The sequence below is a fragment of the Labilibaculum sp. K2S genome (genome assembly GCF_030372765.1).
Taxonomy (GTDB): Bacteria; Bacteroidota; Bacteroidia; order Bacteroidales; family Marinifilaceae; genus Labilibaculum.
The window spans coordinates 100,846-127,487 of record NZ_JAUCMW010000011.1 but is presented as its reverse complement, the minus strand read 5'-3'; the positions used below and the strand labels follow the sequence as shown (position 1 = coordinate 127,487).

The window sequence follows — 26,642 nt, the reverse complement described above, 5'->3', positions numbered from 1 at the left end:
TTTTGTAAAAACATTATTCAATTAACTCTCTTCTTCCATCTGAAAAACAACGATAATATTTTCCATCTTCAATTAACACTACCTGAGGCTCAATTTCAGAATATCCCATTGGAACATTTATTGCTACGACCTTACCTTCATGTAAAAAACGAATCGATTCAACCTCTGTATGCCCGAAAAAAATTCGATTAACATCATAATAAGAAAGTACCTTATTTAATTCTTCATTAGTAATGATCGAATAACTTCTTGATTTCATCAGATAACCTCTATACCACAAGGGGTTTTCGGGAAAATATATGGATCTCATCAACTCCTCATGTGTCATCTTATTATCTGCACTTAAACTATTTCGAATATCATTGTTTATTTGCTCCAAGCTAAGTCCTCTATCAACTAAATCAGGAGACAAGCCACCATGAACAAATAGTAAATCATTAATTTTAACCACGGAATTTAATGATCGAAGCCATTTCCCCAATTCTGTATCTACCCGAAAAAAACGCGGGTAATTAAACATTAACCTTTGGCACATATTCTTATACTTCGGAGCAACGTAACGAGAATCGTTCATTAAAACCATTACTTCATGATTTCCCAACAATAGATGTAGTTTCCCCTTATTTTCATTTGCCTGTCTCTGTAATTTCTTGATTAGATACAGACTTTCGGTCACTTTATCTCCCCGGTCAAAAATATCTCCAACAAAAACCAAATGTCCGTCTCCCCAATCCCAATCCAAGTTTTCATTAACGACTCCTATGTTTCGAAGTAATTCCACCAGTACATCATATTCTCCGTGCACATCGCCAATTGCCAACAGTTTTGTCACCCCTGAATATTCTGCACTTTGAATTGGATATTTTCCCTTTCGAAGCCAATACTCATTTCGATCACCTTTTTGTCCTTTAACCAATACCGAATCACCTTTTATCTTTATCTTTTTCTCCCGGATATCAATTGTATTCCCCTCTTTTTCATGATTAATATACCACGACTTCACAGTTTTATCGTCGAGCCAAAAGAAATGCGGACCATCTGCATAATCATCTAAATTAAGATCCTGAATATTGCCGTTAAAAACCTTATCGTAAGATGAAAATGCACCTGAGCTTAATTCATTCTTCTTTTCTTGTGCTTCCACATTGAATGACCATAAATTAATTACAGCCAGGAATAATACAATTACATATTTATAAAACTTAACCCTTCGATACATATCATCTGTTTTTCTTATTCAAATCAAATACCAAAATTACTATATCTCTTTAAATCAAAAACTAAACCAATATTTTAAAAAATGAAAAAGAGTTAACTGTCCGTAATTAACACAGCAGGTGTTCGAATACGAACTGTGATGGCATCTTATGAAGATAGTAAAAAATTAATGAAGCTTTTACATACAAAAAAACAGGGATCCCGAAGAATCCCTGTTACACTACTACTACATAGTACCTGAATTAGTATCCAGGATTTTGTTCGATTATATTAATTAACTGCACTCGTAAAAGAGTGGGCTCTTAAAGCTCTCTAATTCCAAAATCAACTCCTACTCCAACTGATCCCACCAAACAGGTGTTGTCAATCTCACATAAGGACTGTTATTTGGCATATTAACATAATTCCTATCTTCCTCATTATACTCATACATCATAGCCTTAATCCAATCATTTTCTCCAGGAAAAATATCCAAATTCACATTCTCCGGACGTTTTAAACCTGGGTATATTTCCGAACTGTAATCCATGCGTCTCATATCTACCCAAGTTTCAGCATTTAATATGTTTGTAATGTATTTTTGAACCATGATGTGAGAAAGGTTAATATTGGTTGTTCCAACTTCACTATCCAACAGGGTCAAATAAGCAGTAATATCTTCAGAACCAACACTCAGCTTTTCCAAATCAGCTTGCACACCTGTTCTAAAAGAATCATAAGCACCTGATAAATCTCCTTTTCTATATTTAGCTTCCGCCTCGATAAATTTCACCTCACTGTACGTAAACATGTAAGTTGGTGATGCTGCACTAGTATAAAAGCCACCATTACCAGGCGAATAGTTATCTTTTAAAGAGTTTCCTTCATTGTCTTTAGGCACTGCTGTACCAATAACAATTCCCTGATATCCTCCATTTACCGCCTCTGGTACAATAACAGACAATCTAGGATCTTCGTAAGGTGTGTCCAGATTCAAAGGATTTTTCAATAAATTCACAAAGAACTCAGAAAAATAATCAAATCTGCTGGAACCATAGCCGTGCGCACTGAATGGCTGATTGTCATTTTCAGCCGTTCCACCACCGTAATTTTTTTGAGCATTTACGTCGTTTGAATTAATCGCCTTGGCACATGCAGCAATTATTGCATCTGCATCGTAAGCCATATCTCCCGATGATTTTTTGGAAAGATGATTTAAATGCCTTGCCTTTAGCGCATAAGCAAATTGCTTCCACTTTTGTTGATCTCCACCATAAAGAACATCACCATTTTCTTTATTCAATTCAATTGAACTTTCCTGATCCAATTCCCCAATCGCTTCATCTAAATATTGAAATATCGTTTGATAGACTTCTTTCTGACTTACAAATTCAGGAGTAATGTTCATTGTGCTCTCTCCATCGTACGTACCCTTAGTCACAATGTCTCCATATTGATCGGTAGTCATCCCCAATATATAAGCTCGTAATATTTTACCAACGGCAACATAGTTAGGTGCATTGTATTTTGTCCCCAAAACAATTAAATCAGCCGTATTAGGTAGTGAATAAACGTAAGCATTCTGCCATAAAAAATAACGACCTGTTGTAAATGTATAATTCCAGGTTTCAGAATCATAATCTGCCGTACCCTGAGCACCGTTTTGTATTACTCCCAATACTTCTCTAATAGATCTGTATTGTGCAGTTCCTGTTGTATTTTCGATTGCTCCCTGAATTCTGTATTGTGGTTCCAGTGATGTTGTTGTTGGAGTCGTCTCGGAGCTGTTTACATCAAAATAGTCTTCACTACACGCAGTGAGATGAAGAACCATTATTACTAATATATATCTAAATATTTTCATTTTTCTAAATTTTAGAATTTGAATTTTAAACCAAGATCAAAACCTTTCACATTAGGAGTACCCAAATTATCGATGGACATTGACCCAGCACCTGAGATACCGGCGCCAAAAGTATTTACCTCTGGATCCACACCACTATAATTGGTTATTGTGATCAAATTTCTTCCTGTTGCATAAATTTCCAATGCAGTCAGCGATAATTTATCCAATACTCTTTGTGGAAATTTGTAGGATAAGGTCACATATCTTAATCTGGCAAAGGATCCATCCTCTACAAAGTTCTCAGAATTTAAAGAATAGTATTTCTGATAATAGCTTTGATCTTTTACAACAGCTATTTGATTTGCATTTCCATTCACATCAACGCCAGGTAAAATTACCGATTCGCCTCTGTCCAGCGTATTTTCACTAAGTCCATAATAAGATAATGCCGACTCTGTAGCATTATAAACTTCCTGACCTTGCACGATATCAATCAAAAATGACAATCTAAAGTTTTTGTAACTTAAAGAATTCGTAATTCCCAATGTCCAATCCGGAATTCGATTTACATCATCATATGTTGCATCTTGCAGAGTGGGTAATCCGTTAGAATTAATTACAACTTCACCTTTTTCATTTTGTTGCGGACGTTTACCTCTAAGACAAAATAATGACCCATCTAGGACAGCGGCTCCTGCAGCAGAACTATTAAATGTCCAGGAATCAGATAGGTAAACTTCGTTTAAGAAACCAGGAAGAGTTTTTACTTTACTATCATTCATTCCAAAATTCAAATCCATATCCCATCTAAATTTAGATGTTGTTGGAAATATTTTTAGAGAAAGCATTGCTTCCAAACCTTTATTTACAATAGATCCTCCATTAAGAGTAGCATAAAAAGTCCCTGTTGTAGGCGGAACCCTAATGTCTTCTAATATTTGATTTTCAGATTTACTGTAATAATAACTCAAATCAAGTCCAATTCTATTGTGAAGAAATCTGGTATCGACTCCCACCTCATAACTATTGGTAAACTCTGGTTCCAAATCCGGATTTCCAACATCAACACCATTCCATGTATACGCAGAACTAGCCAAACCATTAATATTAGTCCCCAGAGAACTTTCCAATGCACCAATAGGAGCATCCTTACCAACTTTTGCCCATGTAGCTCTCAATTTTAAATAATTAAGTCCTGATGGAGAAGTAATATCTGTGCCGTTGTTCTTTAAAAAATCGGTAACAATAGCAGACATTCCAACAGATGGATAGAAAAAAGATCTTTTATCTTTTGGTAATGTTGATGACCAGTCGTTTCTTCCTGTGGCTGTTAAGAACAGCACATTTTGCCAACTTAGCTTTAATTCTCCAAATAAACCTACAGTTCGTTTACGAGTAATTAATTCTCTTATCGATTGATTTTCAATCAGAACATTTCCAATGCTATAAATACCAGGAGCTTGAAATCCATCTCCGTTTGTATAGGTTGTTCTTATATCTAACTCTTCAACAGAATTACCTACCATTGCATCCAATGAAAAATCATCTGTAATTTTTTTCTGATAGGTTAAGAATAAATTTGATGTCAGCTTAGAGTGTTCCTTTTCAAATTGACTAATGTATCCACTTTCACGATTTTCAACGAAACCATCATCTCCTGTAATTTTCTTATTAAATTGATTGTAATGGTCAATTCCAAGTTTATAGGATAAACTTAAATCTTCACAGAAATCATAATTTAAACTCAAAATTCCAATAAGGCGATCCACCTCATCAGTATTCGGGCTATTGTGAATACTCCAATATGGATTGTCAAATTCTTGTGATGCAAAAAAACGTTTTTGAGATCCATCTGTATTTAAATAATCTTTAGCATCTATATTAACCGGATAAGCTAATAAACTTTTGAAACTACTTCCTGAAGCATTACCTTGTTTTGTACTTTTTGTTTTAGTGGTAATATAATTGGCCGATACACCTAAAGTTAATTTCTCATTAAAATTAGAATTTGCATTAACCTTAAAAGAAGTCTTATCGTAGCTTGTTTCTTCGACCACACCATCCTGCGATACATTTCCTACTGAAATATATATGTTTCCTTTCTCAGTACCACCAGAATAACTAGCGTTATGATTTTGTGTTATAGCTGTACTGTAAAAGTCTTCAATATTTTTATAAACGGAAGCACCTGAAGCCAATTTATTTCCCCATGAAAATTCAGAATCGGTATCAATTGTAGTACCTTGGGCACTCACCAATTGTTTACCTTGTCCATATTGTGTCTGAATATCCGGAGTTCCAAGAACCTGATTAACAGACATTGAACCTGAATAACTAATAACACTCGCCCCTGCTTTCCCTCTTTTGGTTGTAATAATAACCGCACCTTCAGCAGCTTGTATTCCATAAAGTGCCGCAGCTGCAGCTCCCTTTAGTACCGAAATACTTTCAATATCCTCAGGGTTAATGTCAGAGGCTCTGTTAGCACTCGCAACTTCCAGACTTGAGCTGGTTGAATTATCAATAGGAATACCGTCGACTACAAATAATGGTTGATTATCACCCGTAATTGAAGTCCCTCCACGAATCAGAATTACAGCAGAGGAGCCTGGGGCTCCACCAGAATTAACAATTGTAACACCCGACACTTTTCCTTGAAGACCACCTACCAAATTATTTTGGTTTCCTTCTAAAAGTTCGGTTGCATCTACGGCTTGTACGGCATACCCCAAGGCTTTTTTATCCTTCTTGATACCCATAGCTGTTACAACTACCTCTCCAACTCCAACCGACTGAGCAACAAGCTCTACATTAATATTTTCCTGATCATCAACCTGAATCTCTTGAGGTTCCATCCCAACAAAACTAAATACCAAGGTAGTACCAACCTCTGCTTTCAATTCGTATTTTCCATCTATATCTGAAATGGTTCCAGTCGATGTTCCTTTTTTGACAATGGATACCCCGGGTAAAGATACCTTATCACTGTCCGTAACCTTGCCTTTAACCAGCAAATCCTGTGCCCAGGATACTTGCCAACCAAGAAGCATGATTAGGGTAATACATGCAATTTTTCTCATTGTATTAATTTTTGGTTAGTAAAAAATAATTCTAAATCATTTATATTTTTGTAACTCCAATTCCAGGTAGGTCGGGCAAAATAACTTTTCCGTCCTGAACCTCAATTCCTTTAAAAGGATCGTTTGATATTAATAAATTTCCATCCAAATCGGCCCAATCAACCATAGGCGACAGCTGGGCTGCTGCACTAACACCACAAGACGTTTCGGTCATGCATCCTATCATCACTTTCATTTCCAATGAACGGGCTACATTCATCATTTTATGAGCTTCTCGCATTCCGGTACACTTCATCAATTTGATATTGATCCCGGAATAAACTCCATGCAATTTTGCCACATCATCCAATCGCTGAATGGCTTCATCTGCAATTGTAGGCAAGGGACTGTGCTGCGTCAACCAAGCCATATCTTCCAAATTGTGCTTGTCCATTGGCTGTTCAACAAAAACAACTCCCTGCTCTTTTAACCAATGAATTTTATCTAAAGCCTCTTGTTTGTCTTTCCATCCCTGATTCACATCCACGCACAAAGGCACATCTGTAATTTTTCGAATTGTATTAATCATCTCCTCATCGGTACCCCTCCCAATTTTCACTTTTAACATTTTATAAGGAGAAGCTTCTTTCACTTTTTCAATTACCACATCAGGTTTATCCATCCCAATGGTGAATGTGGTTACCGGAGTATCCTCCTGATTGTATCCCCATATTTTAAACCAAGGTTTATCTAATAATTTCCCTACCAAATCATGCAAAGCGATATCAATTGATGCTTTTGCGGCACAGTTACCTTCGGCAACAGAATCAACATAACTTAGAATTTCATTCAAGCGAAATGGATCCGAAAATTGTTTCAGTTTTAAACTACTTAAAAATTTAGTTGCAGTCTCGTGAGACTCTCCTAAATAAGGAGGCATGGAAGCTTCTCCATAACCAACAATTCCATCCCACTCAATTTTGGTAAGCATAACCGGGGTAGTTGTTCTGGAAAAAGATGCAATAGTAAATACATGTTTCAACTGCAATTCATAAGGTTCGAAACTAAGTTTCAATCCGGTTCCTGAATGTTTTGATTTACCTGTTCCTGTTCCTCCGCAAGAATTCATTGCCGGAAGCAAAAGTGCAGCTCCAGCCAACAAACCAGTATTTCCTAAAAATTTTCTTCTGTCTATAGTCATAATCTTTCTAATACCATGGATGCTCAGAAACTCTAATTATTCCTGATTCTCCTATTCGACTTAAAATCCTACGGCCACCCAGCCAGGTTACCGATCTATAATCATTATAATTTTCTGCTTTTGGATCGAAACTATTAATCCTAACTCGGCCTGAAGAATGAATATATTCTCCTTTATTCATATACATCCCCACATGAGTAACTTTCGTTGGTTTCTCATCTATTCCAGCTCTTCCGAAAAAAACCAGATCTCCCTCCGCCAACTTTAAAAATCCCTGCCCTGGAGAAATGGTATCTCCATGAAGAAACTGCAATGATGCATCACGGGCCAAAATGATCCCGTTTATAAAATAAACTGATTTGACAAATCCACTGCAATCTACCCCCTTTACTGAAGTTCCACCCCACAAATAAGGGCGACCAAGAAATTGCTTTGCTGTTTTGGTTAAAATAGATGCATCTTTCAACCCCCTTGTTTTCCAATCAGAAAGCAACTCACAATTCGATTTTTCAACTTGTATTCTTCTTCCATCAGGTAAAGTCAAATCATAACTGTTCTGATTCTCTTTCCCAACTTCGAGAATTGCCCCTGCAACCAAATCAGTCACCACCTCATTTTGTCCCGGATCTTTTACAACTTCGAAATCAGGAAGAAAGATTACTCTGTTTGAATTCCTCCACACCTCCATTTCGCTTCCTGTTTTTAAAGCAATTGCAGCTCCGTCAACCCAGGCAATGTACCGATCGGGAGTTTGTATCAAATACCATGAATTTTCTTCTTTTAAAACTTTAACAGGAGTTCCTAAAATAGCTTGCGAAACAAGCTCTGCCGAATGTCTGGAATGAGCTCTTAGGTTAACCACACTCAGATTAACTAAACCCCAATTTTTGTCCTTTAATTTTTCTTCTGGCAATAATTCTAAGCTATCTATTATTTTAACATCTAACTTTTCAAGTGCAGTATACAAAGCTTGCTTTGCTATCAACTCACTAGTTTCTCCTCCTACTATCAATTTATTGTTTTCGAAAAAGAACGAAGGTTGAAAAACAGCTTCTCTTTGATCTGGTGAATATTTAGCCTCTATCAGTTTGGAAATATTGTTTGCTTCAATTAAAAGTTGATTCTCCTTATTACAAGAGCAAGCGATTACAAAAATTATTAGAATAAGAAAGTATTTCATTTTCTAGGAATTAATTGGTATTACATGTTACATCTATACAAATATAGAATTCTAAAATTAAATTACAAGACAATTAGCCACATGTTTCAAAACATTCTTATTACACCAATTTCACAAATCAAAAATATGCTAAACAATAGGAAATAATAATATATTAAACATCCGAAAAAAATTCTTCAATGACCAGTAGATCAATTCATAATATTAGATGTGAATTGATCTACTGACCTCTAACTACTTTATCTAAAAATTATTTGCACTTCCCGAATAAACAACCGCAAGATGATGATCAATTTCTCAAGATTCATTCATATCAATGGTATAATCAACAAGCAAGTCAATTATGTCATTTCTCCAATCTAGAGCGAACTCCACAAAATACCTTTAATAACATGCACTGCTATTAAAATAAACCAATACAGAATCCATTCCATCAACACTTGTACCTTATATTATTCCTATTACTCAAATTCAAACAACCAATTTTTCACGAAATAATTTGATAGAAATTTTCATAAATAAATCTACATGTATGACAAAAGACTATCAGTTAACCTAATAAAAAATATTTCATCAAATTTATCTTTATAAAAAAGAATACGATACAAAATATTTCGTATATATAGTCACATAGATCTGTAATATTTTAATTTATTTAAATGACGAAAAATATCATCATAAAAATATTCACCATAAACAAATTACCATGTAAGATGTATTACATGTGATTAATTAATTTATATTTGTATTAAAAATACAAGATCTATGAATTTAGATCAAGACGATTATCAAACTAAATGCCTTACTACAAATGAAAGTTTCATAAAAAATCGCTCATCAATTCACTTTAGCTATGTAAATTTATAATATGCTTAGGGAAAGTATAGCCAACACATTAGAGAAGATACGATTATGTGACTAAAAAAAGCTTGTTTCTATTTACAGATTAAAACGATGCCGATCCAATGCTAGTTCAATTGACAACCACAATTTGGAACCTTCAAGCATAAAAGGCTTCGATATTGGTGTAAAAGTTCCAGCCTATAAATTAGAAATACTATGGATAGTATCCATTCCTATCATTTAATAGCTGAATAAAAATCCTTAAAAACTACAACAAATAAAATATAAATTTTAGGAGCTGTTCATCATTAAATATATCGTTGAACCTCACCTCTTTATTTAAAATTGATCATGAAAAATACAGTTATTCTTTTCCTTCTTCTATTTTATACCGTTCAAAATTCAACGGCACAAACAATTGATTCTACAAACATAAAATCTGAAATTGAGAATCTGGATTCCATAATAAACCATATTCAAAAAATCAATTCATCTGTTTGTATAAACAAAAACATAAAAAAACTCATTCCTATAAGAGAATTAGATAATAAGAAAATTGTTTCCATATCAATAGACACAATAAATACACTTTCTTCCTTTCAAAATACGCTTAAAAAATATTCTCGAATTAGCTGTATCGCAATTAACAGCGACTCTATCTCAACCAATTATGAATTAGACCATCTTCAACTAAAAAATAAGGATATTTTAATAATCAGTATTCACGATATTACAACAAAAAATTTAGAACAAGCCTCAAAATTGCTTTCTAAGCTAGAAGCTTGTCCCAATATTATACTTTCCATTTTTGGCTCACTAGAAATAATTGAACCCCTCCCTATTTTCAAATGTGCGTCAACAATATTATTTTCAAATAACAATACAGAGGATACTCATAAGGTAGCAGCTCAAATTATTTTTGGAGGCCTTACCTATTCTGAACATAGTCCAACGGTTTGTAAATCCCAGAGTGAAATTGATATTGCATTAGATGAAACAATCCGATTTCAATACACTATCCCTGAGATGGCGGGAATTGATTCTGAAACACTTTATCATATAATTGATTCAGTTGCTCAACTTGGTATTGAAAACAATGCTTTCCCTGGTTGTCAAATATTAATAGCTAAAGACCGAAAAGTGATTTATCACAAGTGTTTTGGCTTTCACACTTACGCAAAATTAGAACCCGTTCTCTCCGACGATATTTACGATTTGGCATCAGTTACTAAAATAACAGGACCACTTCCTGCACTTATGCGATTTGTTGATGAAGGCAAAATCAATATAGATGAAAAATTATCCGTTTACTGGAAAGATTTTAAAAGGTCGAATAAGGCTGATGTTCTATTCAGAGATGTTCTTGCTCACCAAGCTCAATTAGCCCCATGGATTCCATTTTGGAATAGCACCATTGATGAGAATAAAAACTTCAAAAGACACATTTTCAGCTTTACAAAGACAAAAAAATATTCTGTTGAAGTCGCTCCCCAAATGTATCTAAACAAAAATTACAGAAAAAAATTATATAAAAGCATTAAAGAATCCGACTTGTTGAATACAAAAGAATATCGATATTCAGGACTGGCTTATTTTATATTTCCAGAAATGATTAAAAATATGACCCATAAAGAATATCCCAATTATCTTAAGCAAGAATTTTACAGACCTTTGGGTGCTTATACGATAGATTTTAACGCACACAACAACTATCCTGCTTCCAGAATAATTCCAACGGAATACGATAACTATTTTCGAAATACACAACTACATGGATATGTAGATGATGAAGGCTGTGCAATGATGGGGGGCATATCAGGAAATGCAGGCCTTTTTGCAACGGCAAATGATTTAGCAAAGCTGATGCAAATGTATTTACAAATGGGAGAATATGGTGGAAAACGATATATCTCTGAAAAGACAATGAAAGAATTTACCAAAATTCAATTTCCAGACAATAACAATAGACGAGGTTTAGGATTTGATAAACCTTTACTTGGAAATGATACATTATCGATTGAAAAGTGTTACCCAGCCTACTCGGCCAGTGCCGAAAGTTTCGGACACTCCGGTTTCACAGGCACCTTTACATGGATGGATCCAAAAAATAATTTGCTTTATATTTTCCTATCCAATAGAGTTCACCCAACAAGAAAAAGTCGTCAGATTTATGAAAAAAACATTAGAATTTCAATCCATCAAGGAATCTACGATGCAATTCAAGTATTCAATGAAAAATACAAACAAAAAACGCTAAGTAAATGGCCAAATTAATTGCTTCTATAAGAAGCATATATCCTACTAAATGATAGGACTTAGCTATGTTTTTAATTTCATATTCAATCAGATGAATTTACATATTGGTATAATGTCAGGAACAAGTATGGATGGTATCGATGCTGTTCTAGTAAATTTCAGTGAAGGAAAAGTGAATGTACTCCAAAGTCATTCAGAAGATTTTCCTATTAATTTAAAAGAAAAATTAGATCTATTAGTAAGAACATTCAAGACCGATCTACTTACACTGGGAGAAATTGATCATCAACTAGCACTATGCTACGCGGAAACGGCAAATAATTTAATTAAAAAAGCAGGTGTTCATCATTCCCAAATAAAAGGCATTGGCTGTCACGGCCAAACTGTTTTTCATTCACCTTTATCCAATTATCCTTTCACGATGCAACTCGGTGATGGCAATTTAATTGCTGCCAAAACAAAAATTACTACGGTGACCGATTTTAGACGAATGGATATGGCTATGGGAGGCAATGGCGCACCTCTTACACCGGCTTTCCATCAAGCCTTTCTGAATTCAACCAAGGAAAAAAGAGGAATTTTAAATTTGGGAGGAATTGCAAACATAACAATTACTGCAGATGAAGAAATAAATGTAATTGGATTCGATAGCGGTCCTGCAAATTGTTTAATGGACTCCTGGATTTACAAAATCAAAAATGAAAAATTTGACAAGGGAGGAAATTTGGCCAAATCCGGCAAAATTATCCCTGAGCTATTAGATAGTATGCTAAGAGAAGAATACTTTGAAAAACCTGCCCCAAAAAGTACCGGAAGAGAATTATTCAACTTAAACTGGTTAAACAATCACCTCAAACTATTACCAACTTATCAGAATGCCGATGTCCAATCAACATTACTTGAATTAACTGCCGTTACAGTTTCCAATTCTTTAATAAAGGCAAATCTTAAACTTGACGCAATCTATACATGTGGTGGTGGTGCATATAATGATTACCTACTAGAAAGACTCCAATACCACATGCCAAATGTAAAAATATCGACAACAGATGAACTTGGAGTTTCGGTGCAACTTGTTGAATCAATCGCATTCGCTTGGTTAGCCATGCAAAGAATAAATAAGCAAACTGGAAATTTACCTTCTGTTACAGGAGCATCACAAAATGCATTACTCGGTGCAATCTATGAAAGTAAATAAAACGCCATGACACAAATCAAAAAGGAGTTTGATTATTATAAACCAAACTCCTTTTTACTTCCTCACTTAATTAACCAAATATTTTTTCTATTATACTTGTCATGATGTTAATTTGGTATTAGACATCAGCATCCTTTTTCGTTCAGAAATAAGAATCAAGCCCAAGAAAGTAATCAACCCATTCAAAATTAGCAACTCAAATCCAAACTGATATCCCCACAACAGTTGCTCTGAATAAGCACAAATTAAATAGGTTACTATTGGAGATACAAAACAAATATATGGAACCCAAAAATCTTTTACTTTTCTAGAGTTACTCATACCAAAAGCAAACAAGCCCAATAATGGTCCATAAGTATATCCAGCCACTTTAAACACAGCAGTAACAACACTCTGGTCATTTATGAGGCTAAACACCACTATCACCACAAACATGATAGCTGAAAATATCAAATGAATTCCTAACCTCTTTTTTTGCGTTACTTCCCCCTTCAAAAAATCAACACAAAAGGAAGTTGTTAAAGCTGTTAGGGCTGAATCGGCACTAGAATAAGCCGCCGCTGTAATCCCTAACAAAAACATTACACCTACTAGTAAGCCAAAATGTTTTAAAGCAAGAAATGCATATAAATCATCAGTTCTCTCAGGTATAATAATTCCATTCTGTTGCGCAAAAATATACAAAAGTACGCCTAAACAAAGGAACATTACATTTGCCAACACAAAAGACAAACTAAACCAATAAATGTTTTTCTGAGCTTCTTTGGTATTTTTACATGTCAAATTCTTTTGCATCATATTCTGATCCAATCCATTCATAACAATAACCACTGCAATTCCTGCGAAAAATTGTTTGAAAAAGTTTTGAGGAGACTGCCAGTCCCAAGTAAATATTTTTGATAGTTTACTCTCACCTATTGCGTTTAAAACACTCTGATGATCCAAATCTAATTTACTCATAATAACAACAATAGTAACAACAACCGAAGTTAGCATGAATAAGGTTTGAAGCGTATCTGTCCAAACAATAGTTTTAATTCCACCTCTAAAAGTATAAGCCCAAATAAGTAATATGGTTATAAATACCGTAAGCCAAAATGGAATGCCGAAAGCATTAAAAAAGGCCAATTGAAGAACACCAGCAACTAAAAACAAGCGAAAAGATGCTCCTATTGTTTGCGAAATCAAAAAGAAAATTGAACCTGTCTTATAGGTTTTATGTCCGAATCGTTGATTCAGGTACGTATAAATCGAAACCAATTCGAGACGATAATATAGTGGAATTAGTACTTGTGCAACCACCCAATATCCGACAAGATTTCCCAATACAAATTGAAAGTAACTCCATCCAGTATTCCCAACCTCACCAGGAACAGAAATAAAGGTTACACCGGATAATGACGCACCAATCATTCCAAACGCAACCAAATACCATCGCGATTTTCTATTTCCCGTAAAAAAAGATTCATTATTGCTATTTTTGGAAGTTAACCATGAAACAAATAACAACAAACCAAAATATCCAAAAACAATTCCAAAAACAATCCAAATATTCACTAGCTCTATTTTTAATTTTTCCTAGACTCCATAAGTACAAAAACTGATAATTATCGGATTACCTCCACTGAGGGTTCACTTTCCGTATTTGTTCTACTTAGTGATGTTACCACGTATTTGTATCCCTTATCCTCATCCTTTAATTTAAAATAAGAGTTCGCAGTTAGGCCAATAATTTTATCGGCATGATTTAAACTCACCTTAGAAGCTTTCTTAAATCTATAAACCACATATAATTTTGCTGAATCAGTAACATCCCACTCTAAGGAGCTATTCATTTGATTAAAACTAATTCCTACAGGAATTTTTGGAACAATAGCTTTAATCGTCCCATTTTCTGGAACAATAGCTATATTAGAATATACATCGTCAATTAGTTTTTCGTTTATTCCTTCCAAATCGTTCGTGAATGATTTAGAGCTAAAAAACATACTTCCATCAAGCCCTTTCAATCTACGAACCATTCGAATCTGTCTCATGATTTGATCTGAATTGCGCCAAGCTTTTACCTTCGATTTAGAATTCAACCGGTACGCACCATGACCAATATAACAGGGCTTGCCAAAAGAATTTTTTCGCCACCATTTAGCAATTATTCTATGATCGGCTACTTTTTTACCGATGTGCCAATAGATTTGAGGAGTTACGTAATCTATCCAATCATTTTTTAGCCATAGAAGCACATCCGCATACAAGTCATCATAATTGGTTTGTCCTGCTTTCGTTTTCGAACCAGATTTATCCATCCCCTTATTGCGCCAAACTCCAAAAGGAGATATTCCAAAAGGCATCCATGGCTTAATTGATTTGATTGTATCGTTAATTTGCCTGATCACCTGATTCACATTATCTCTTCGCCAATCATCAATTCGATCCGGATAAAAGTCGCCTCCATTTTGCACAAAACTTAACGAATCAGGAAATGGTTCTCCTGCAATTTTGTATGGGTAGAAATAATCGTCGAAGTGAATTGCATCCACATCGTATCGTCGAACTACATCTCCCACAATTTTAGCAAAATGATCTCGGGTTTCCTTTAAACCAGGGTTAAAATATTTATGCTTCCCATATTTCAAAAACCATTCTGAATGTACATTTGTGATGTGCATCGAATCAGTTTTAGTTACTGCATCATCATAAACAGCCCTGTAAGGGTTCAGCCATGCATGCAATTCTATTGCTCTTTTGTGACATTCGTCTATTGCAAATTCAAGCGGATCGTAAAACGGATCAGGAGCAACTCCTTGCTCCCCAATTAACCACTGCGACCAAGGCTCGTAGGGCGATTCGTAAAACGCATCGGTAGCTGGTCGAATCTGAAATACAATGGTATTCATTCCATTCTTCTTGTGTTGATCCAAAAGAGTGATCATCTCTTTCTTTTGTTCATCAACAGAAAGTCCTGCTTTCGATGGCCAGTCAATATTATCGACTGTAGCTACCCAAACAGCACGCATCTCTCTTTTGGGCGATTTTTTCTTCGCCATTGCACCAAATGCAATCAAAACCAACAATAAGCCTATAAATCCTTTTTTACTCATTTCTAATTATATGTTACTCTCATTTTATAAGTCCAATCTCCAAAATAGAGGTTCCCACCTTTAAAAATAGACAGACTCACTTCTTCCGGATACAACATCCAAAAGTTTCTCCTCAATAAATTGACCGGCGATAGTAAATTCACCCATCTCAATTAAAAAGGGTAAATTTGCTTTGCTTGTATCAGACAGCTTGCAACCTATAAAAAGCAAGTAGAAAATAATGACTTAAATATTTAATCATTCCACAAGACTTTTAAAGTTGTCATACATGTTACAAAAATATAAAATTTATTAGTTTTGCAATAGAATATCAAAGAAAATAAGTTCTAAATTGTAAAAACTTAAAAACGGTCATCATGATTAATAACAACACATTGCGTATTTACAAAGGATTAAAATATTCCCTTCTCCTCATCTGTATTCAAATATTATTTTCCCAAACAGCTATTCTTGCCCAAAAAGTAGAAACAGGCATAGATGTACTACAAAAAACCAATTGCGCTATTCTTACCGGAAAAAAGATTGGAATCATCACCAATCCTACAGGAGTGAATCAAAATCTAGAATCGACTATCGACCTGCTTCACGCTTGCAATGACGTAGATGTAAAAGTTCTTTTTAGTCCTGAACATGGAATACGGGGAGATCATGCTGCCGGCGAGAAAGTAGCAAACTACACCGACAAAAAAACAGGCATTCAAGTCTATTCTCTATATGGCAAGCAACAAAAACCAAATGCCAAAATGCTAAAAGGTCTTGATGCTATTGTATACGACATTCAGGATATTGGTGTCCGTTCCTATACATACATCAGTAGCATGGGATTACTAATGGAGGCTTGTGCCGAGAATGATGTGGAATTTATTGTATTGGATCGACCCAATCCTTTTGGGGGAAATAAAATAGAAGGTTGCTTGGTTGAACCAAAGCAAATATCTTTTGTGAGTCAGTTCCCAATACCCTATGTGTACGGGCTAACATGTGGCGAACTGGCTAACTACTTAAATAAAGAAGGCTTACTAAAGGATGGTGAAAAATGTAATTTGCAAGTTGTGAAAATGGAAGGATGGAAACGAGACATGACTTTTCAGGAAACCGGCTTGCCTTGGGTACCAACATCTCCGCATATCCCGAACTCAGCAAGTGCAATTTACTATGCTGCTTCGGGCATACTTGGAGAATTGTATACCATTTCGATTGGTGTCGGTTATACTCAACCATTCGAATTATTTGCTGCTGAATGGATTGATGCTGACGATTTAGCTGCAAGTTTAAATAATTTGCATGTTCCAGGTGTTCTTTTTCGACCAGTGCATTATAAACCATACTATTCTGTAGGGAAAGGAATTATGCTTCATGGGGTTCAATTGCATTTTACAGACATTCAAAAAGCACCTGTTTCCCTCATTCAATTTTATGTGATGCAGGAATGTCACAAACTGTATCCCAATAAAAATCCATTTGAAATGTGTGAAGCCTCACGACTAAGCATGTTCGATAAAGTATGCGGAAGCCAAGAAATCAGAATGCGATTTACCGAAAACTTTCTGGTAAAAGATATTGAAGAACTTTGGTTTTCAGAGACGAAATTATTTAAAGAAAAATCGGAGAAATACTATTTATATCAATAAGGAAATTGAACAAAAATCAAGCCTAATTTCCCCCTCGTTTCCTAAGCTAGGATTCGCAAAATGATTACATTTGCAAATTATAATTCTTTGTATCTTTAAAAACAGACTTCGAATCACCCCCCTCAGTGAATATCTTTCTTTTGAGTTAACTGCGAAATGAAAATACAAATTTCCACAGTTAAAAAGGAGCTAAGAAATTGCTGATTGACTGGTCAACTAAAAGGATTCAGAGTTGTCAATTATCAAATTAGTGTCATTTTAATACAAAAACTATGGTTTTATCCGAAAAAGATAAGATTAATGAGTTGTGTCAAATTCTGCTTGAGGTTGGAGCATTATTGATGGAGACTGGAGCAAATACATTTCGAATTCGTGTTACCGTAACGCGAATCGCCTCAACATTTGGATACCGCACCGAATTATTGATCACGCATCACGCATTAATGTTAACCCTATACAACGAAGAATCGGATCAATTTTTTAGCCGACTAAAACAAACATCGAGTCATCGTGTCAATTTTAAAATTGTGAGCGGACTTAGTCGAATGAGTTGGCACATTGCGGAGGAAAATTGGAGTTTTGAGATGGTCAGAAAGGAAATCGATCGATTAAAAGCGGTATCTCATTATCCACGAATTGTAACCTTACTGATGGTTGCTTTGGCTGGCGCCTCATTCTGTCGCCTTTTTGGTGGAGAAGCCATCGAAATGATCGTTGCATTTGTGGCAACCTTTGTTGGCTTATTTGTAAGACAGGAAGCTGTAAAAAGAGATTTCAATCCGTATTTATGTATTTTCTCGGCGGCTTTTGTGTCATCAATTATTTCGGGAGCTACCGTTTATCTGCACATTGGCAACAACCCCGAATATGCTTTTGCCACCTCTGTTTTATATCTGATTCCTGGAATTCCATTGATTAATTCTCTTCTGGATCTTCTGGATGGAAATATTATAAACGGCGTGGTGAGAGGAATAAATGGATTAACCATTGCTCTTTCGATTGCTTTGGGTTTATTGGGAGCAATACTTATTTATAACATTTAAATTATGGAGTGGATTCATTTATTTGAAACGTGGATTTGGCTAGGCTTTGCGGCTACCGGCTTTGCAGTACTCTTTAATGTTCCTCCCCGAACATTATGGGTAATATTTATCATGGGTGCTCTGGGTGGAACACTAAAACTAATCTGTTTAAAGTTGGGCATAAACATCATTCTTAGCTCTTTTATGGGCGCTTTACTCATTGGATTTTTAAGCGTTGCAGCAGCTCACCTTAGACATTCGCCTCCCTTCATTTTTGCAATTCCTGCGGTTATTCCAATGGTGCCTGGTGCATTTACCTACCGCATGATGTTGGGAATTATCCGTTTAACGGGGGAAAATGATCATACCCTTTTTCTTCAATTGCTGCAAGAAACTGTTGATAACGGATTAAAAGCCTTTTTTGTTTTAACGGCACTTTCGCTTGGCGTTTCGGGCCCCATGTTACTGAGTCGAAACAAATCGACAAAAGAAATTAGACCCAGCAAATTTCTAACTAAATTATTTGGCTCAAAAAAAGCTTCGGATTAATTCCGAAGCTTTTTTGTTATACCCATTTTGATGTTAATGTAGTATTAGATCTTAATAAATATTTTTCGCTTATAAAGAAACAATACAATTAGCCAATACACAAGAATGTGTGCAAGAGCAAAAAATAGCGAACCATTTAAATCTCCTGCCCAGGATGCGAATGCATTTTTATACAACCAGACGTATCCGGTCATTGAATTCCCTGTCTCATCAGATACATGAATCAAATAAATCATTACTCTTACCCAAACTCCTGAAAGAACATAAATGAATAATGGATTCATTCCGAAAACCAGAAAAGGATGAGCCCATTTCTTATATTCTAAAATATCAATCAGGTAAATCATTACAGCTAAAACCAAAAGGGCTAAACCTGCGGTATAAACCACATAAGAACTGGACCAGATTGGTTTATTAATCGGAAAACCCAAATTCCAAACCAAGCCAACTACCACACCTAAAGAACCAAACATCAATAGCTTTGCAACCAACTTCTTTCGCTCGGTGGAGGCGATTAAAAATCCCGAAAGATATCCAAGAATCACCGTTGCAATTGCAGGAAGAGTGCTAAACAATCCTTCCGGATCGAAAGTAACACCAAAGCCCTTGTACATATGACCTGCACCAAGAATCATAGCATCGAAAGCCATTGTAGGATTTCCTTCCAGACTATATGGATCATCACCGCCAAGGAAAAAAACCAATCCCCAATATGCCAGAAGAATTACTGCTGAGGCATACACCAATCGAATTTTACTCAGCGACAAACAAAGCAAACTTCCGATTCCATAAGCCAAGGCTATTCGCTGCAAAACGCCCATTATCCGAAAATCTTCCAATTTAATCTGAACAAATGGAAACGCATTTAACAACAAACCTATCGCGAAAATGATTACAGTTCGCTTCAGAATCTTCTTTCCTGCTTCGGGGCTTAATTTATGATCGAATTTTCCGAAAGCAAACCACATAGCAACACCTACGGCAAATAGAAAAAAAGGAAATACCAAATCGGTAGGTGTACAGCCATTCCACTCGGAATGGAGCAATGGAGCGTAAACATGCCCCCAACTACCGGGAGTATTTACAGTAATCATGGCGGCAATGGTTAATCCCCGAAAAGCATCCAAAGCCATTAAACGTTCTGTTTTTTTCATTATCTAGATTTTAAATGAGATTTTGAGATTGCAAACAATTCTTCCACACTCTATAACCCGCCTCATTCAGATGCAAACCATCATTGGTATAATCTTTTATCAGTTGGTATGTATAAGTTGAAAAAGCCGTATACAAATCCACGTAAGTGATTTTCTCTTTCTCACACAAATCTCTCAGATGATAGTTAAGCTCCAAAATTTTCATCCCATTAAAATTGGCACTCTTAAATAGACTATCATTAGTAGGCAAAAGACTTTGAACGATCAATTCAATGTGCTTGTGTTCTTTCAATATTGAAACTATTTTTTGATAATTAGCAAGAATATTTTCATAGCTTAAGCCCTCACCCAGATCGTTAATTCCCATCATCAGAAAAATCTTTTTAGGTTCCCAGAATAGAACCTTATCCAATCGAAATAGGATTTCATCAGATCGCTCACCCGATATTCCAAAATTGGAGATTTCAGAAGCAGGAAAGTATTCTTCCCAGCATCCTCCCTCTGTCAAACTATCTCCTAAAAAAGCAATTCTATTCTTCATTTTTTTCTGTTTTAATACCAAATTTTGGATCTATATCAATCAGTTTTACCATTATGAAACTTGGAATGGTACAAATCATCACCCAAATAAAGAAATGCTGATAACCCAACAACTCCTGCAACCAACCGGAAATCATTCCTGGAAACATCATCCCCGCAGCCATTAAACCCGTACAGAAAGCAAAATGAGCTGTTTTGTGTTTTCCTTCAGATACATAAATCTGATAAAGCATATAAGCTGTAAAACCAAAACCGTAGCCAAATTGCTCAACTGCCACCGAAGCACAAATCAAAAAGAAAGATTCGGGCAATGCATAAGAAAGGTAAACATATACCAGATTTGGTAAGTTAATAGCAATAACCATCGGCCACAGCCAATGTTTCAATCCATTTTTAGAAGCTAAAAATCCACCCAGCAAACCACCTAAAGTCAAGAAAATAATTCCTATGGTTCCATAAACCAAGCCTACGTCGCTGGTTGTTAAACCCAATCCGCCAACCTCTTTAGGATCAAGAAGAAAAGGAGATGCCATTTTCACCAATTGTGATTCCCCCAAGCGATACACCAAAAGCAATCCTACAATTTTCAAAATATCCTTTTTCAAGAAGAAAGTAACAAAGGTCTCTCCAAAATCAGAAAACACTGTGGAAAAACTTTTCACTTCGCGATCTTCGTCTTCTTGTGGATGTGGAAGTGCAAATTTGTGATAAACGCTAAACAGCAAAAACCCTGCTGCCAAAATATAAAATGTTAGTGACCATGCCAGCGGAATGTTATTTTCGCTATTCCCGAACAGTTTTGTCGTTTCAAAATATCCTGCCAGAATAATTAAAAGTCCTTGTCCGGTAATCATCGCCAAGCGGTAAAATGTACTTCGTATTCCAATAAAGTAAGCCTGTTTATTAGCATCCATTCCATACATATAAAAACCATCAGCAGCAATATCGTGAGTTGCCGAACTAAAAGCCAGCAACCAGAGGAAGGCTAATGTTGACTGAAAAAAGAATGTGGTAGGAACAGTAAACGCAACACCCGCCAGACCCGCACCAATCAACAATTGCATACTAACAATCCACCAGCGTTTACTTTTTACGATATCCACAATCGGACTCCAAAAAGGTTTAATCATCCAAGGCAAATACAACCATGAAGTATACAAGGCAATATCTGTATTCGAAATCCCCAGCTTTTTGTACATGATCACGGCAACGGTCATCACCACAACGTAGGGAATACCTTCAGCAAAATAAAGAGATGGAATCCATGCCCATGGTGAGCGGTTTTTTGTTTTTGACATTCTTTTTTAGTTTAGATTATAGATGTTAAGTATGAGAAATTAGATAATGTCGCATTTATCTTTTTACCCCTAAATCCCCTAAAGGGGACTTTCTTGCTACATGCAAACAATAGCTCCAAGATCGGTCGGATTGGATGGAATACGACAATAAATCGCTTCTATTGCTTAAATATAAGATTTGAGACATTTATAGCTTCCGAAAAGGAATACTCCAGTTTTTTCTCATATCTCTTATCTTTCATTAATATCTTTTTTCCAATTCTGCTCCACGGAAATAATGCAGCAAAATTTCATCGTATTTGTATCCTTTGGCACCCATCACCGCAGCTCCAATCTGACATAGACCAACACCATGTCCCCAACCGGCACCTATCAGAATAAATTTAGCCGGTACTCCATTCTCTTCCCCTTCTTTGTCAACTACAAATTCGGAGCTGTACAAATGCGATTCGGAAAGTACTTTTCGGATTTCCAATTCTTTTCCGATTACCAAACTTCGTTTTGAACCAACAATTTTCAGCTTGATTAAACGACCTGACTCACCTCTTTCAACAGGAATTAAATCTAAAATTTGTCCAAAATCTTTACCCGTTTTACGTGCTATTAATTCTGAAATTACATCTTGTGTATATTCTACCTTCCAACGATAAAAATCCATAGTTTCCTGATCGTAATCGTTCAAAACCTGCGACAAAATTTCCTTATTGGTGGTATTGCAAAAAGCTTCAGGCGAAGTACGGATCCATTTTCCGGCCACGGCCTCATTTTTCAGATTTAAATCATATCCTGCCGGTGCTTTGGGATTATCGATAACAGCCTGCAGGTATTTATGATTTTCGGGTTCCCATACATTTTCGAAAGTCTCGGCAACGCCACCACAACATTTCGAGAAACGGGCATCGCAGACTTCACCCTCACTGGTAAGCACCAATCCACGAGTTGCATTAATTGCATCAACTACCAATTGGGTCGATTGTTTGGTAATGCCTTGATAACGCTGACAATGATCATCGGCACAAACATCAAAATTCACATGATCTTCTCGATCGTACCAACGAATAAATTGCTCATCGGTTTCTACAATACTCTGATAATTCGTTTCTGATTTTTGCAACTCAGCCCCTTTTATCACCTGCGCGATTAACCATGAACGGGAAATAATTGCATGAGCTTTCAACAGTTCCATACTGCTGGTAGCACTCATTTCAGATGAAATAACACTTATCAAATAATCCTCCAAAGAAAGAACATTGATGGCGGTCAATTTTTCATCTTCGCAAATAAAGTGCAAAGCACCCTTGAAGCGCTGATCTTCTTTTCGTTCCCAATGGAATTTAATTCCAATAGTTACATCAAACAAATCGAAAGATGCTTCTTCGTAATATTTAGGATAAAAAATCAGTTCTTCATTTACAAAACCATCAAAGGCTATATTATCATTGATATAGAAGGCATCTTGCCTTCCTGTATATTCTTTTCCATTTTGCTGGAGGATGTAAATTCCATTTAATGTGAATGAAATTTTAGGCTCGTACATGATGCCTACCCGTAATTGTGGTTCGTTCATATTATAGTTCATTTGACTTTCTGTTTATGATAGTTTTTTCTCATATCGCCAGAATACTCTTTCAACAACTGCTCCTGCATGATGAGAATAAAAATCGATTGGTCCTACCCATGGAATTATTGCTGTTTTGAAGCCTATATTTTTCAAATCTTCCAGACAGCGGTACAACAACACTTTTCCCACTCCTTTCCCACGCAAATCGGGATGTGTTCCCATTGGACCAAACCATGGCAAACCTTTATTATTTGCGCTATGTGCCGAGAATGCTTTTATTTTCCCATTCAACTTTGCAATATGAATGGCAATAGGATTCAATTTGTAGGCCATCTCCAATTCAAATTGCCAAAGTTTCCATTCTTCAGCCACAAAATTCATCAATTCATCTTTATCTTCAATTGCTGCACGGGAAACTTCAATATTATCCAAGTGGAGTGCTTTGATTTTCTCATCATCAATCCATTCCCGAAACGATAAATTCACAGTAAGATTGGATGTATCCATAAATCGATTGAATCCCATTCGCATGGCAAAACAAAGTGCAGGTGTGTACCGGGGATCGATGCCCGGCATGAAATAATTCATTGGAACATCACCCAATCGCATCACATCAACCTTTCGCGAACACAATTCCTTTTCGAGCAGCTCATACATGCTTCGGGCAATTCCTTTTCTTTGATGCGATTCTTTTACAGCCATTAGTTTTACGTAACCATAGTTTACTCCCCGAATATCCATTCGACAGGTTCCCATCAAGAATCCAACAATAGCAGTTCCTTCCTCGGCAAGCCAAATTATTTCAGGATTGAAAAAAGGATCTTCATAAATTTTCTCGTGAAGCAATTCTTTGGTAAAAGAATCGAACTTGTATGCGTTTTGACACAAAACCAAAACTTCATCAAAATCGGAAGCTGAATATTTTCGGACAGTACAGGGCATAATCTATTTTTTTAACGCATCAATAATCTGTTCACATAAGGATTGAAAAAAATTATCATCAACACTTACTTGTTTGAAAATATCCACAATGTCATTCGAAGTAATTTTATCAAAATCCTCCCGGCGAGGAGTAATAAACACTCCGCCAAAATCGACTGATGCAGGACTTATCAGCAATTGCTGATCGCCTTCGGCAAAATATTGTGATGGACGATGCAGCTTTCGTGGAAACAAATGCATACTATATTTACCGTCCGCAAAAGAACAAATTGCATTAAGCATTGGCTCTTTTTCTGCTGCTTGCATATTTGCAAAAATATGATAGAAAACAGAAACGGATTTCATCATTTCCTTTTCACTTTCCGACTCAATTGAAATCATTTTCCTTAAATAATTCGGGAAAGCCCTCATCTCAACTTTGCTTGAATCACTCAAAAGTTCCGATTGCAAATTCTTCAAAACAGCATACTCTGTTTCTACCGGCATAAAATCTTTATTGCCTGCCTGAAAATGCATATGATCGGGAGCTGATGCTCCACACTTTGGTCCGTTATAAAACAAAGTATATCCTTGCATGTTTTTGGCCAAAGACAACATTCCTGAAACATTCTCTTCAAAACTCTGATCGACATGATCGATTTTTGGAATGGTAAAATGTTGTGGAATGATGGGAAACGGATTTACCAAAATCACAAAATCATCGCCTTGAGCGATACCACCTTGTTCTTTGGGAAGCTTATCGAGACACAAAAAACAAGCGCGATTCTCAATACTCTTTTGATCTACTTTCGCAGCTGAGGATCTAATTCTTTCAGGATTGAACTGAACTTTGATCTTATATCCATCGAATTGAAATTCTTTCTCCTCCACCTTTTCCAATCCCTTGTAATTTCCTGTTGCCAAAGGCCAATTTCTAATCTGATCGTTCAGAAAATCTCCCAATATCTGTCTGGAAGATTTCTCCTCCAATAAATTCTCTAATTTATTTATGCTGTTTACATTCATTGTTTCCCAATATCTTGACAAAATATATTCCTTTAGTCTGTTTGTTAAATTAAATCATTTAACGCTTACAGGTCTTCGACTCTGTCAGGTTATAACTTACTGTAACCTAGCCACCATAATTCCCGATTGATATTTACTTTGCATGAGCATTTCTGCCAAAGGAATATCTGAAATCACCACTTTTTTAGCTTTGCTGGAAGCGTGCATCAAGTGCAATCGGTTATTCACATGAATAGCAATTCCTACATGAGATATATCCAGTCCTTCAATTTTAGTCGTAATGGCAATTAAATCCCCATTATGAATTTTATCCTCCAAGGGTTGAATTTTTGCTTCCGGTATATAGAACAATTCTCTTTCATTGATTTCATTTTCGGTCTTCCGGATCTTTTCTACCAATGAAGCATCCGCTTGTAAAGCAGGATAAGAATCGACATGCGTACTCATAAAATTGATTGTTTTATTGTACTTTTCGCCACCAATTTCGACTGTAATATTTTTTACGATTCCTTTCTTTTCATTCTCATAAATCCAATCGGAGAAATAATGCAGGCGCGAAGAATAATCAGTCAGTTTACCATTTCGGTATCGCAGATTTTCAAGCTCTTTCAAAAAATTATCAGTTGCAACCGAATCGTTTGATAGTGCTTTTGATAAAGTCACCACATTCTCCAGATAAGTAGTACAATCCAACTCCCGGAAATTAACGACCAGCTGTTCCTTCTCATTCCCATCCAAAGTACCGCCAACATAAGCTGTTTGCAGAAACATTTTTGCCACTTCAACTACCCGATCATTCAATGACAATGAATCAATCGACATCGCCCCTGCTATTTTCCGAATAGAATTAAAAATTTCCTGATCAACAGAATCTTTAAATTGGACAGATTCCTTCACCTCTTGTTGGGATTTCTTTCCTTGGCAAGAGCTTAGAGAAATCAGCAATACCACTAAAATTTGAAAAACTTGCTTCATACTTCGTATTTTTTATCAGGTTTCTCACTAAAATAACACCTGTATTCCTCCTTTTTTTCTGATAATCTCTGTGCTCCCTGTGATTAA

At 35.9% G+C, this 26,642-nt stretch carries 19 protein-coding genes; 5 read left to right on the top strand and 14 right to left on the bottom strand.

The genetic code is table 11. From position 1 onward, the window contains the following. Positions 1-13: 13 nt before the first annotated feature. The 5 genes from QUH73_RS13430 to QUH73_RS13410 all read right to left on the bottom strand — a co-directional run bounded on the left by QUH73_RS13430 (position 14) and on the right by QUH73_RS13410 (position 8,483). On the bottom strand, positions 14-1,219 hold the full coding sequence (locus QUH73_RS13430) for a metallophosphoesterase (RefSeq protein ID WP_289530951.1): 1,206 nt from the start codon (positions 1,217-1,219) through the stop codon (positions 14-16). A 330-nt stretch (positions 1,220-1,549) separates the two neighbouring features. Continuing rightward, on the bottom strand, positions 1,550-3,061 hold the full coding sequence (locus QUH73_RS13425; RefSeq protein ID WP_289530950.1) for a SusD/RagB family nutrient-binding outer membrane lipoprotein: 1,512 nt from the start codon (positions 3,059-3,061) through the stop codon (positions 1,550-1,552). 11 nt (positions 3,062-3,072) lie between these two features. After that, positions 3,073-6,123 carry a SusC/RagA family TonB-linked outer membrane protein gene (locus tag QUH73_RS13420; protein ID WP_289530949.1) on the bottom strand — a complete coding sequence of 1,017 codons (3,051 nt, stop codon included), beginning with the start codon at positions 6,121-6,123 and terminating at the stop codon, positions 3,073-3,075. Positions 6,124-6,163: 40 nt separating this feature from the next. Then, positions 6,164-7,303 (bottom strand): dipeptide epimerase, encoded by a 1,140-nt coding sequence (locus tag QUH73_RS13415; RefSeq protein ID WP_289530948.1) that lies wholly within the window; start codon positions 7,301-7,303, stop codon positions 6,164-6,166. A gap of 7 nt (positions 7,304-7,310) precedes the next feature. Beyond that, entirely contained in the window at positions 7,311-8,483 is a 1,173-nt protein-coding gene (locus QUH73_RS13410; RefSeq protein ID WP_289530947.1) for a C40 family peptidase, read from the bottom strand. A 1,194-nt stretch (positions 8,484-9,677) separates the two neighbouring features. On the opposite strand from QUH73_RS13410, the gene QUH73_RS13405 reads away from it, so the two are divergent. Both QUH73_RS13405 and QUH73_RS13400 read left to right on the top strand, forming a co-directional pair. Beyond that, entirely contained in the window at positions 9,678-11,600 is a 1,923-nt protein-coding gene (locus QUH73_RS13405; protein ID WP_289530946.1) for a serine hydrolase domain-containing protein, read from the top strand. Positions 11,601-11,631: 31 nt separating this feature from the next. Next, complete coding sequence (locus tag QUH73_RS13400; protein ID WP_336622392.1) at positions 11,632-12,780, top strand: anhydro-N-acetylmuramic acid kinase; 1,149 nt, start codon at positions 11,632-11,634, stop codon at positions 12,778-12,780. Between the two features lie 99 nt (positions 12,781-12,879). On the opposite strand, the gene QUH73_RS13395 is transcribed toward QUH73_RS13400, so the two are convergent. After that, the gene (locus QUH73_RS13395; RefSeq protein WP_289530944.1) at positions 12,880-14,337 is read right to left on the bottom strand and encodes a sodium:solute symporter; all 1,458 of its coding nucleotides are present in this window, start codon (positions 14,335-14,337) and stop codon (positions 12,880-12,882) included. Positions 14,338-14,387: 50 nt separating this feature from the next. After that, on the bottom strand, positions 14,388-15,878 hold the full coding sequence (locus QUH73_RS13390; protein WP_289530943.1) for a glycoside hydrolase family 10 protein: 1,491 nt from the start codon (positions 15,876-15,878) through the stop codon (positions 14,388-14,390). A gap of 356 nt (positions 15,879-16,234) precedes the next feature. Here QUH73_RS13390 and QUH73_RS13385 point away from each other — a divergent pair, with 356 nt between their 5' ends. The 3 genes from QUH73_RS13385 (at position 16,235) to QUH73_RS13375 (ending at position 19,080) form a co-directional block, all read left to right on the top strand. Next, complete coding sequence (locus QUH73_RS13385) at positions 16,235-17,509, top strand: exo-beta-N-acetylmuramidase NamZ family protein (protein WP_289530942.1); 1,275 nt, start codon at positions 16,235-16,237, stop codon at positions 17,507-17,509. A 272-nt stretch (positions 17,510-17,781) separates the two neighbouring features. Next, positions 17,782-18,552, top strand: coding sequence for a threonine/serine ThrE exporter family protein (locus QUH73_RS13380; protein ID WP_289530941.1), 771 nt, complete (start codon positions 17,782-17,784; stop codon positions 18,550-18,552). 3 nt (positions 18,553-18,555) lie between these two features. Beyond that, the gene (locus QUH73_RS13375; protein ID WP_289530940.1) at positions 18,556-19,080 is read left to right on the top strand and encodes a threonine/serine exporter family protein; all 525 of its coding nucleotides are present in this window, start codon (positions 18,556-18,558) and stop codon (positions 19,078-19,080) included. A 44-nt stretch (positions 19,081-19,124) separates the two neighbouring features. On the opposite strand, the gene QUH73_RS13370 is transcribed toward QUH73_RS13375, so the two are convergent. From QUH73_RS13370 to QUH73_RS13340, 7 genes are all read right to left on the bottom strand, one after another. Beyond that, complete coding sequence (locus QUH73_RS13370; protein ID WP_289530939.1) at positions 19,125-20,234, bottom strand: acyltransferase family protein; 1,110 nt, start codon at positions 20,232-20,234, stop codon at positions 19,125-19,127. Between the two features lie 10 nt (positions 20,235-20,244). Next, positions 20,245-20,775 (bottom strand): GDSL-type esterase/lipase family protein, encoded by a 531-nt coding sequence (locus QUH73_RS13365; RefSeq protein ID WP_289530938.1) that lies wholly within the window; start codon positions 20,773-20,775, stop codon positions 20,245-20,247. After that, on the bottom strand, positions 20,765-22,072 hold the full coding sequence (locus tag QUH73_RS13360; RefSeq protein WP_289530937.1) for an MFS transporter: 1,308 nt from the start codon (positions 22,070-22,072) through the stop codon (positions 20,765-20,767). The genes QUH73_RS13365 and QUH73_RS13360 overlap by 11 nt, the downstream gene beginning before the upstream one ends. A 241-nt stretch (positions 22,073-22,313) precedes the next feature. Then, positions 22,314-23,639 (bottom strand): SpoIID/LytB domain-containing protein, encoded by a 1,326-nt coding sequence (locus QUH73_RS13355; RefSeq protein WP_289530936.1) that lies wholly within the window; start codon positions 23,637-23,639, stop codon positions 22,314-22,316. Between the two features lie 24 nt (positions 23,640-23,663). After that, a complete protein-coding gene (locus QUH73_RS13350; protein WP_289530935.1) occupies positions 23,664-24,575 on the bottom strand; it encodes a GNAT family N-acetyltransferase in 912 nt (303 codons plus the stop codon). A 3-nt stretch (positions 24,576-24,578) separates the two neighbouring features. Then, positions 24,579-25,601: a DUF4922 domain-containing protein gene (locus QUH73_RS13345; RefSeq protein WP_289530934.1), complete on the bottom strand. Its 1,023-nt coding sequence runs from the start codon at positions 25,599-25,601 to the stop codon at positions 24,579-24,581. A gap of 75 nt (positions 25,602-25,676) precedes the next feature. After that, on the bottom strand, positions 25,677-26,555 hold the full coding sequence (locus tag QUH73_RS13340; RefSeq protein WP_289530933.1) for an N-acetylmuramoyl-L-alanine amidase-like domain-containing protein: 879 nt from the start codon (positions 26,553-26,555) through the stop codon (positions 25,677-25,679). Positions 26,556-26,642: the final 87 nt, after the last annotated feature.

Bases quoted from the DNA above. Each gene is read 5' to 3' on its own strand.
- QUH73_RS13430 (WP_289530951.1), bottom strand. From the start codon at position 1,219: ATGTATCGAAGGGTTAAGTTTTATAAATATGTAATTGTATTATTCCTG.
- QUH73_RS13385 (WP_289530942.1), top strand. From the start codon at position 16,235: ATGATTAATAACAACACATTGCGTATTTACAAAGGATTAAAATATTCC.
- QUH73_RS13370 (WP_289530939.1), bottom strand. From the start codon at position 20,234: ATGAAAAAAACAGAACGTTTAATGGCTTTGGATGCTTTTCGGGGATTA.
- QUH73_RS13420 (WP_289530949.1), bottom strand. From the start codon at position 6,123: ATGAGAAAAATTGCATGTATTACCCTAATCATGCTTCTTGGTTGGCAA.
- QUH73_RS13365 (WP_289530938.1), bottom strand. From the start codon at position 20,775: ATGAAGAATAGAATTGCTTTTTTAGGAGATAGTTTGACAGAGGGAGGA.
- QUH73_RS13405 (WP_289530946.1), top strand. From the start codon at position 9,678: ATGAAAAATACAGTTATTCTTTTCCTTCTTCTATTTTATACCGTTCAA.
- QUH73_RS13415 (WP_289530948.1), bottom strand. From the start codon at position 7,303: ATGACTATAGACAGAAGAAAATTTTTAGGAAATACTGGTTTGTTGGCT.
- QUH73_RS13360 (WP_289530937.1), bottom strand. From the start codon at position 22,072: ATGTCAAAAACAAAAAACCGCTCACCATGGGCATGGATTCCATCTCTT.
- QUH73_RS13400 (WP_336622392.1), top strand. From the start codon at position 11,632: ATGATAGGACTTAGCTATGTTTTTAATTTCATATTCAATCAGATGAAT.
- QUH73_RS13380 (WP_289530941.1), top strand. From the start codon at position 17,782: ATGGTTTTATCCGAAAAAGATAAGATTAATGAGTTGTGTCAAATTCTG.
- QUH73_RS13350 (WP_289530935.1), bottom strand. From the start codon at position 24,575: ATGCCCTGTACTGTCCGAAAATATTCAGCTTCCGATTTTGATGAAGTT.
- QUH73_RS13410 (WP_289530947.1), bottom strand. From the start codon at position 8,483: ATGAAATACTTTCTTATTCTAATAATTTTTGTAATCGCTTGCTCTTGT.
- QUH73_RS13355 (WP_289530936.1), bottom strand. From the start codon at position 23,639: ATGAACGAACCACAATTACGGGTAGGCATCATGTACGAGCCTAAAATT.
- QUH73_RS13390 (WP_289530943.1), bottom strand. From the start codon at position 15,878: ATGAGTAAAAAAGGATTTATAGGCTTATTGTTGGTTTTGATTGCATTT.
- QUH73_RS13425 (WP_289530950.1), bottom strand. From the start codon at position 3,061: ATGAAAATATTTAGATATATATTAGTAATAATGGTTCTTCATCTCACT.
- QUH73_RS13375 (WP_289530940.1), top strand. From the start codon at position 18,556: ATGGAGTGGATTCATTTATTTGAAACGTGGATTTGGCTAGGCTTTGCG.
- QUH73_RS13340 (WP_289530933.1), bottom strand. From the start codon at position 26,555: ATGAAGCAAGTTTTTCAAATTTTAGTGGTATTGCTGATTTCTCTAAGC.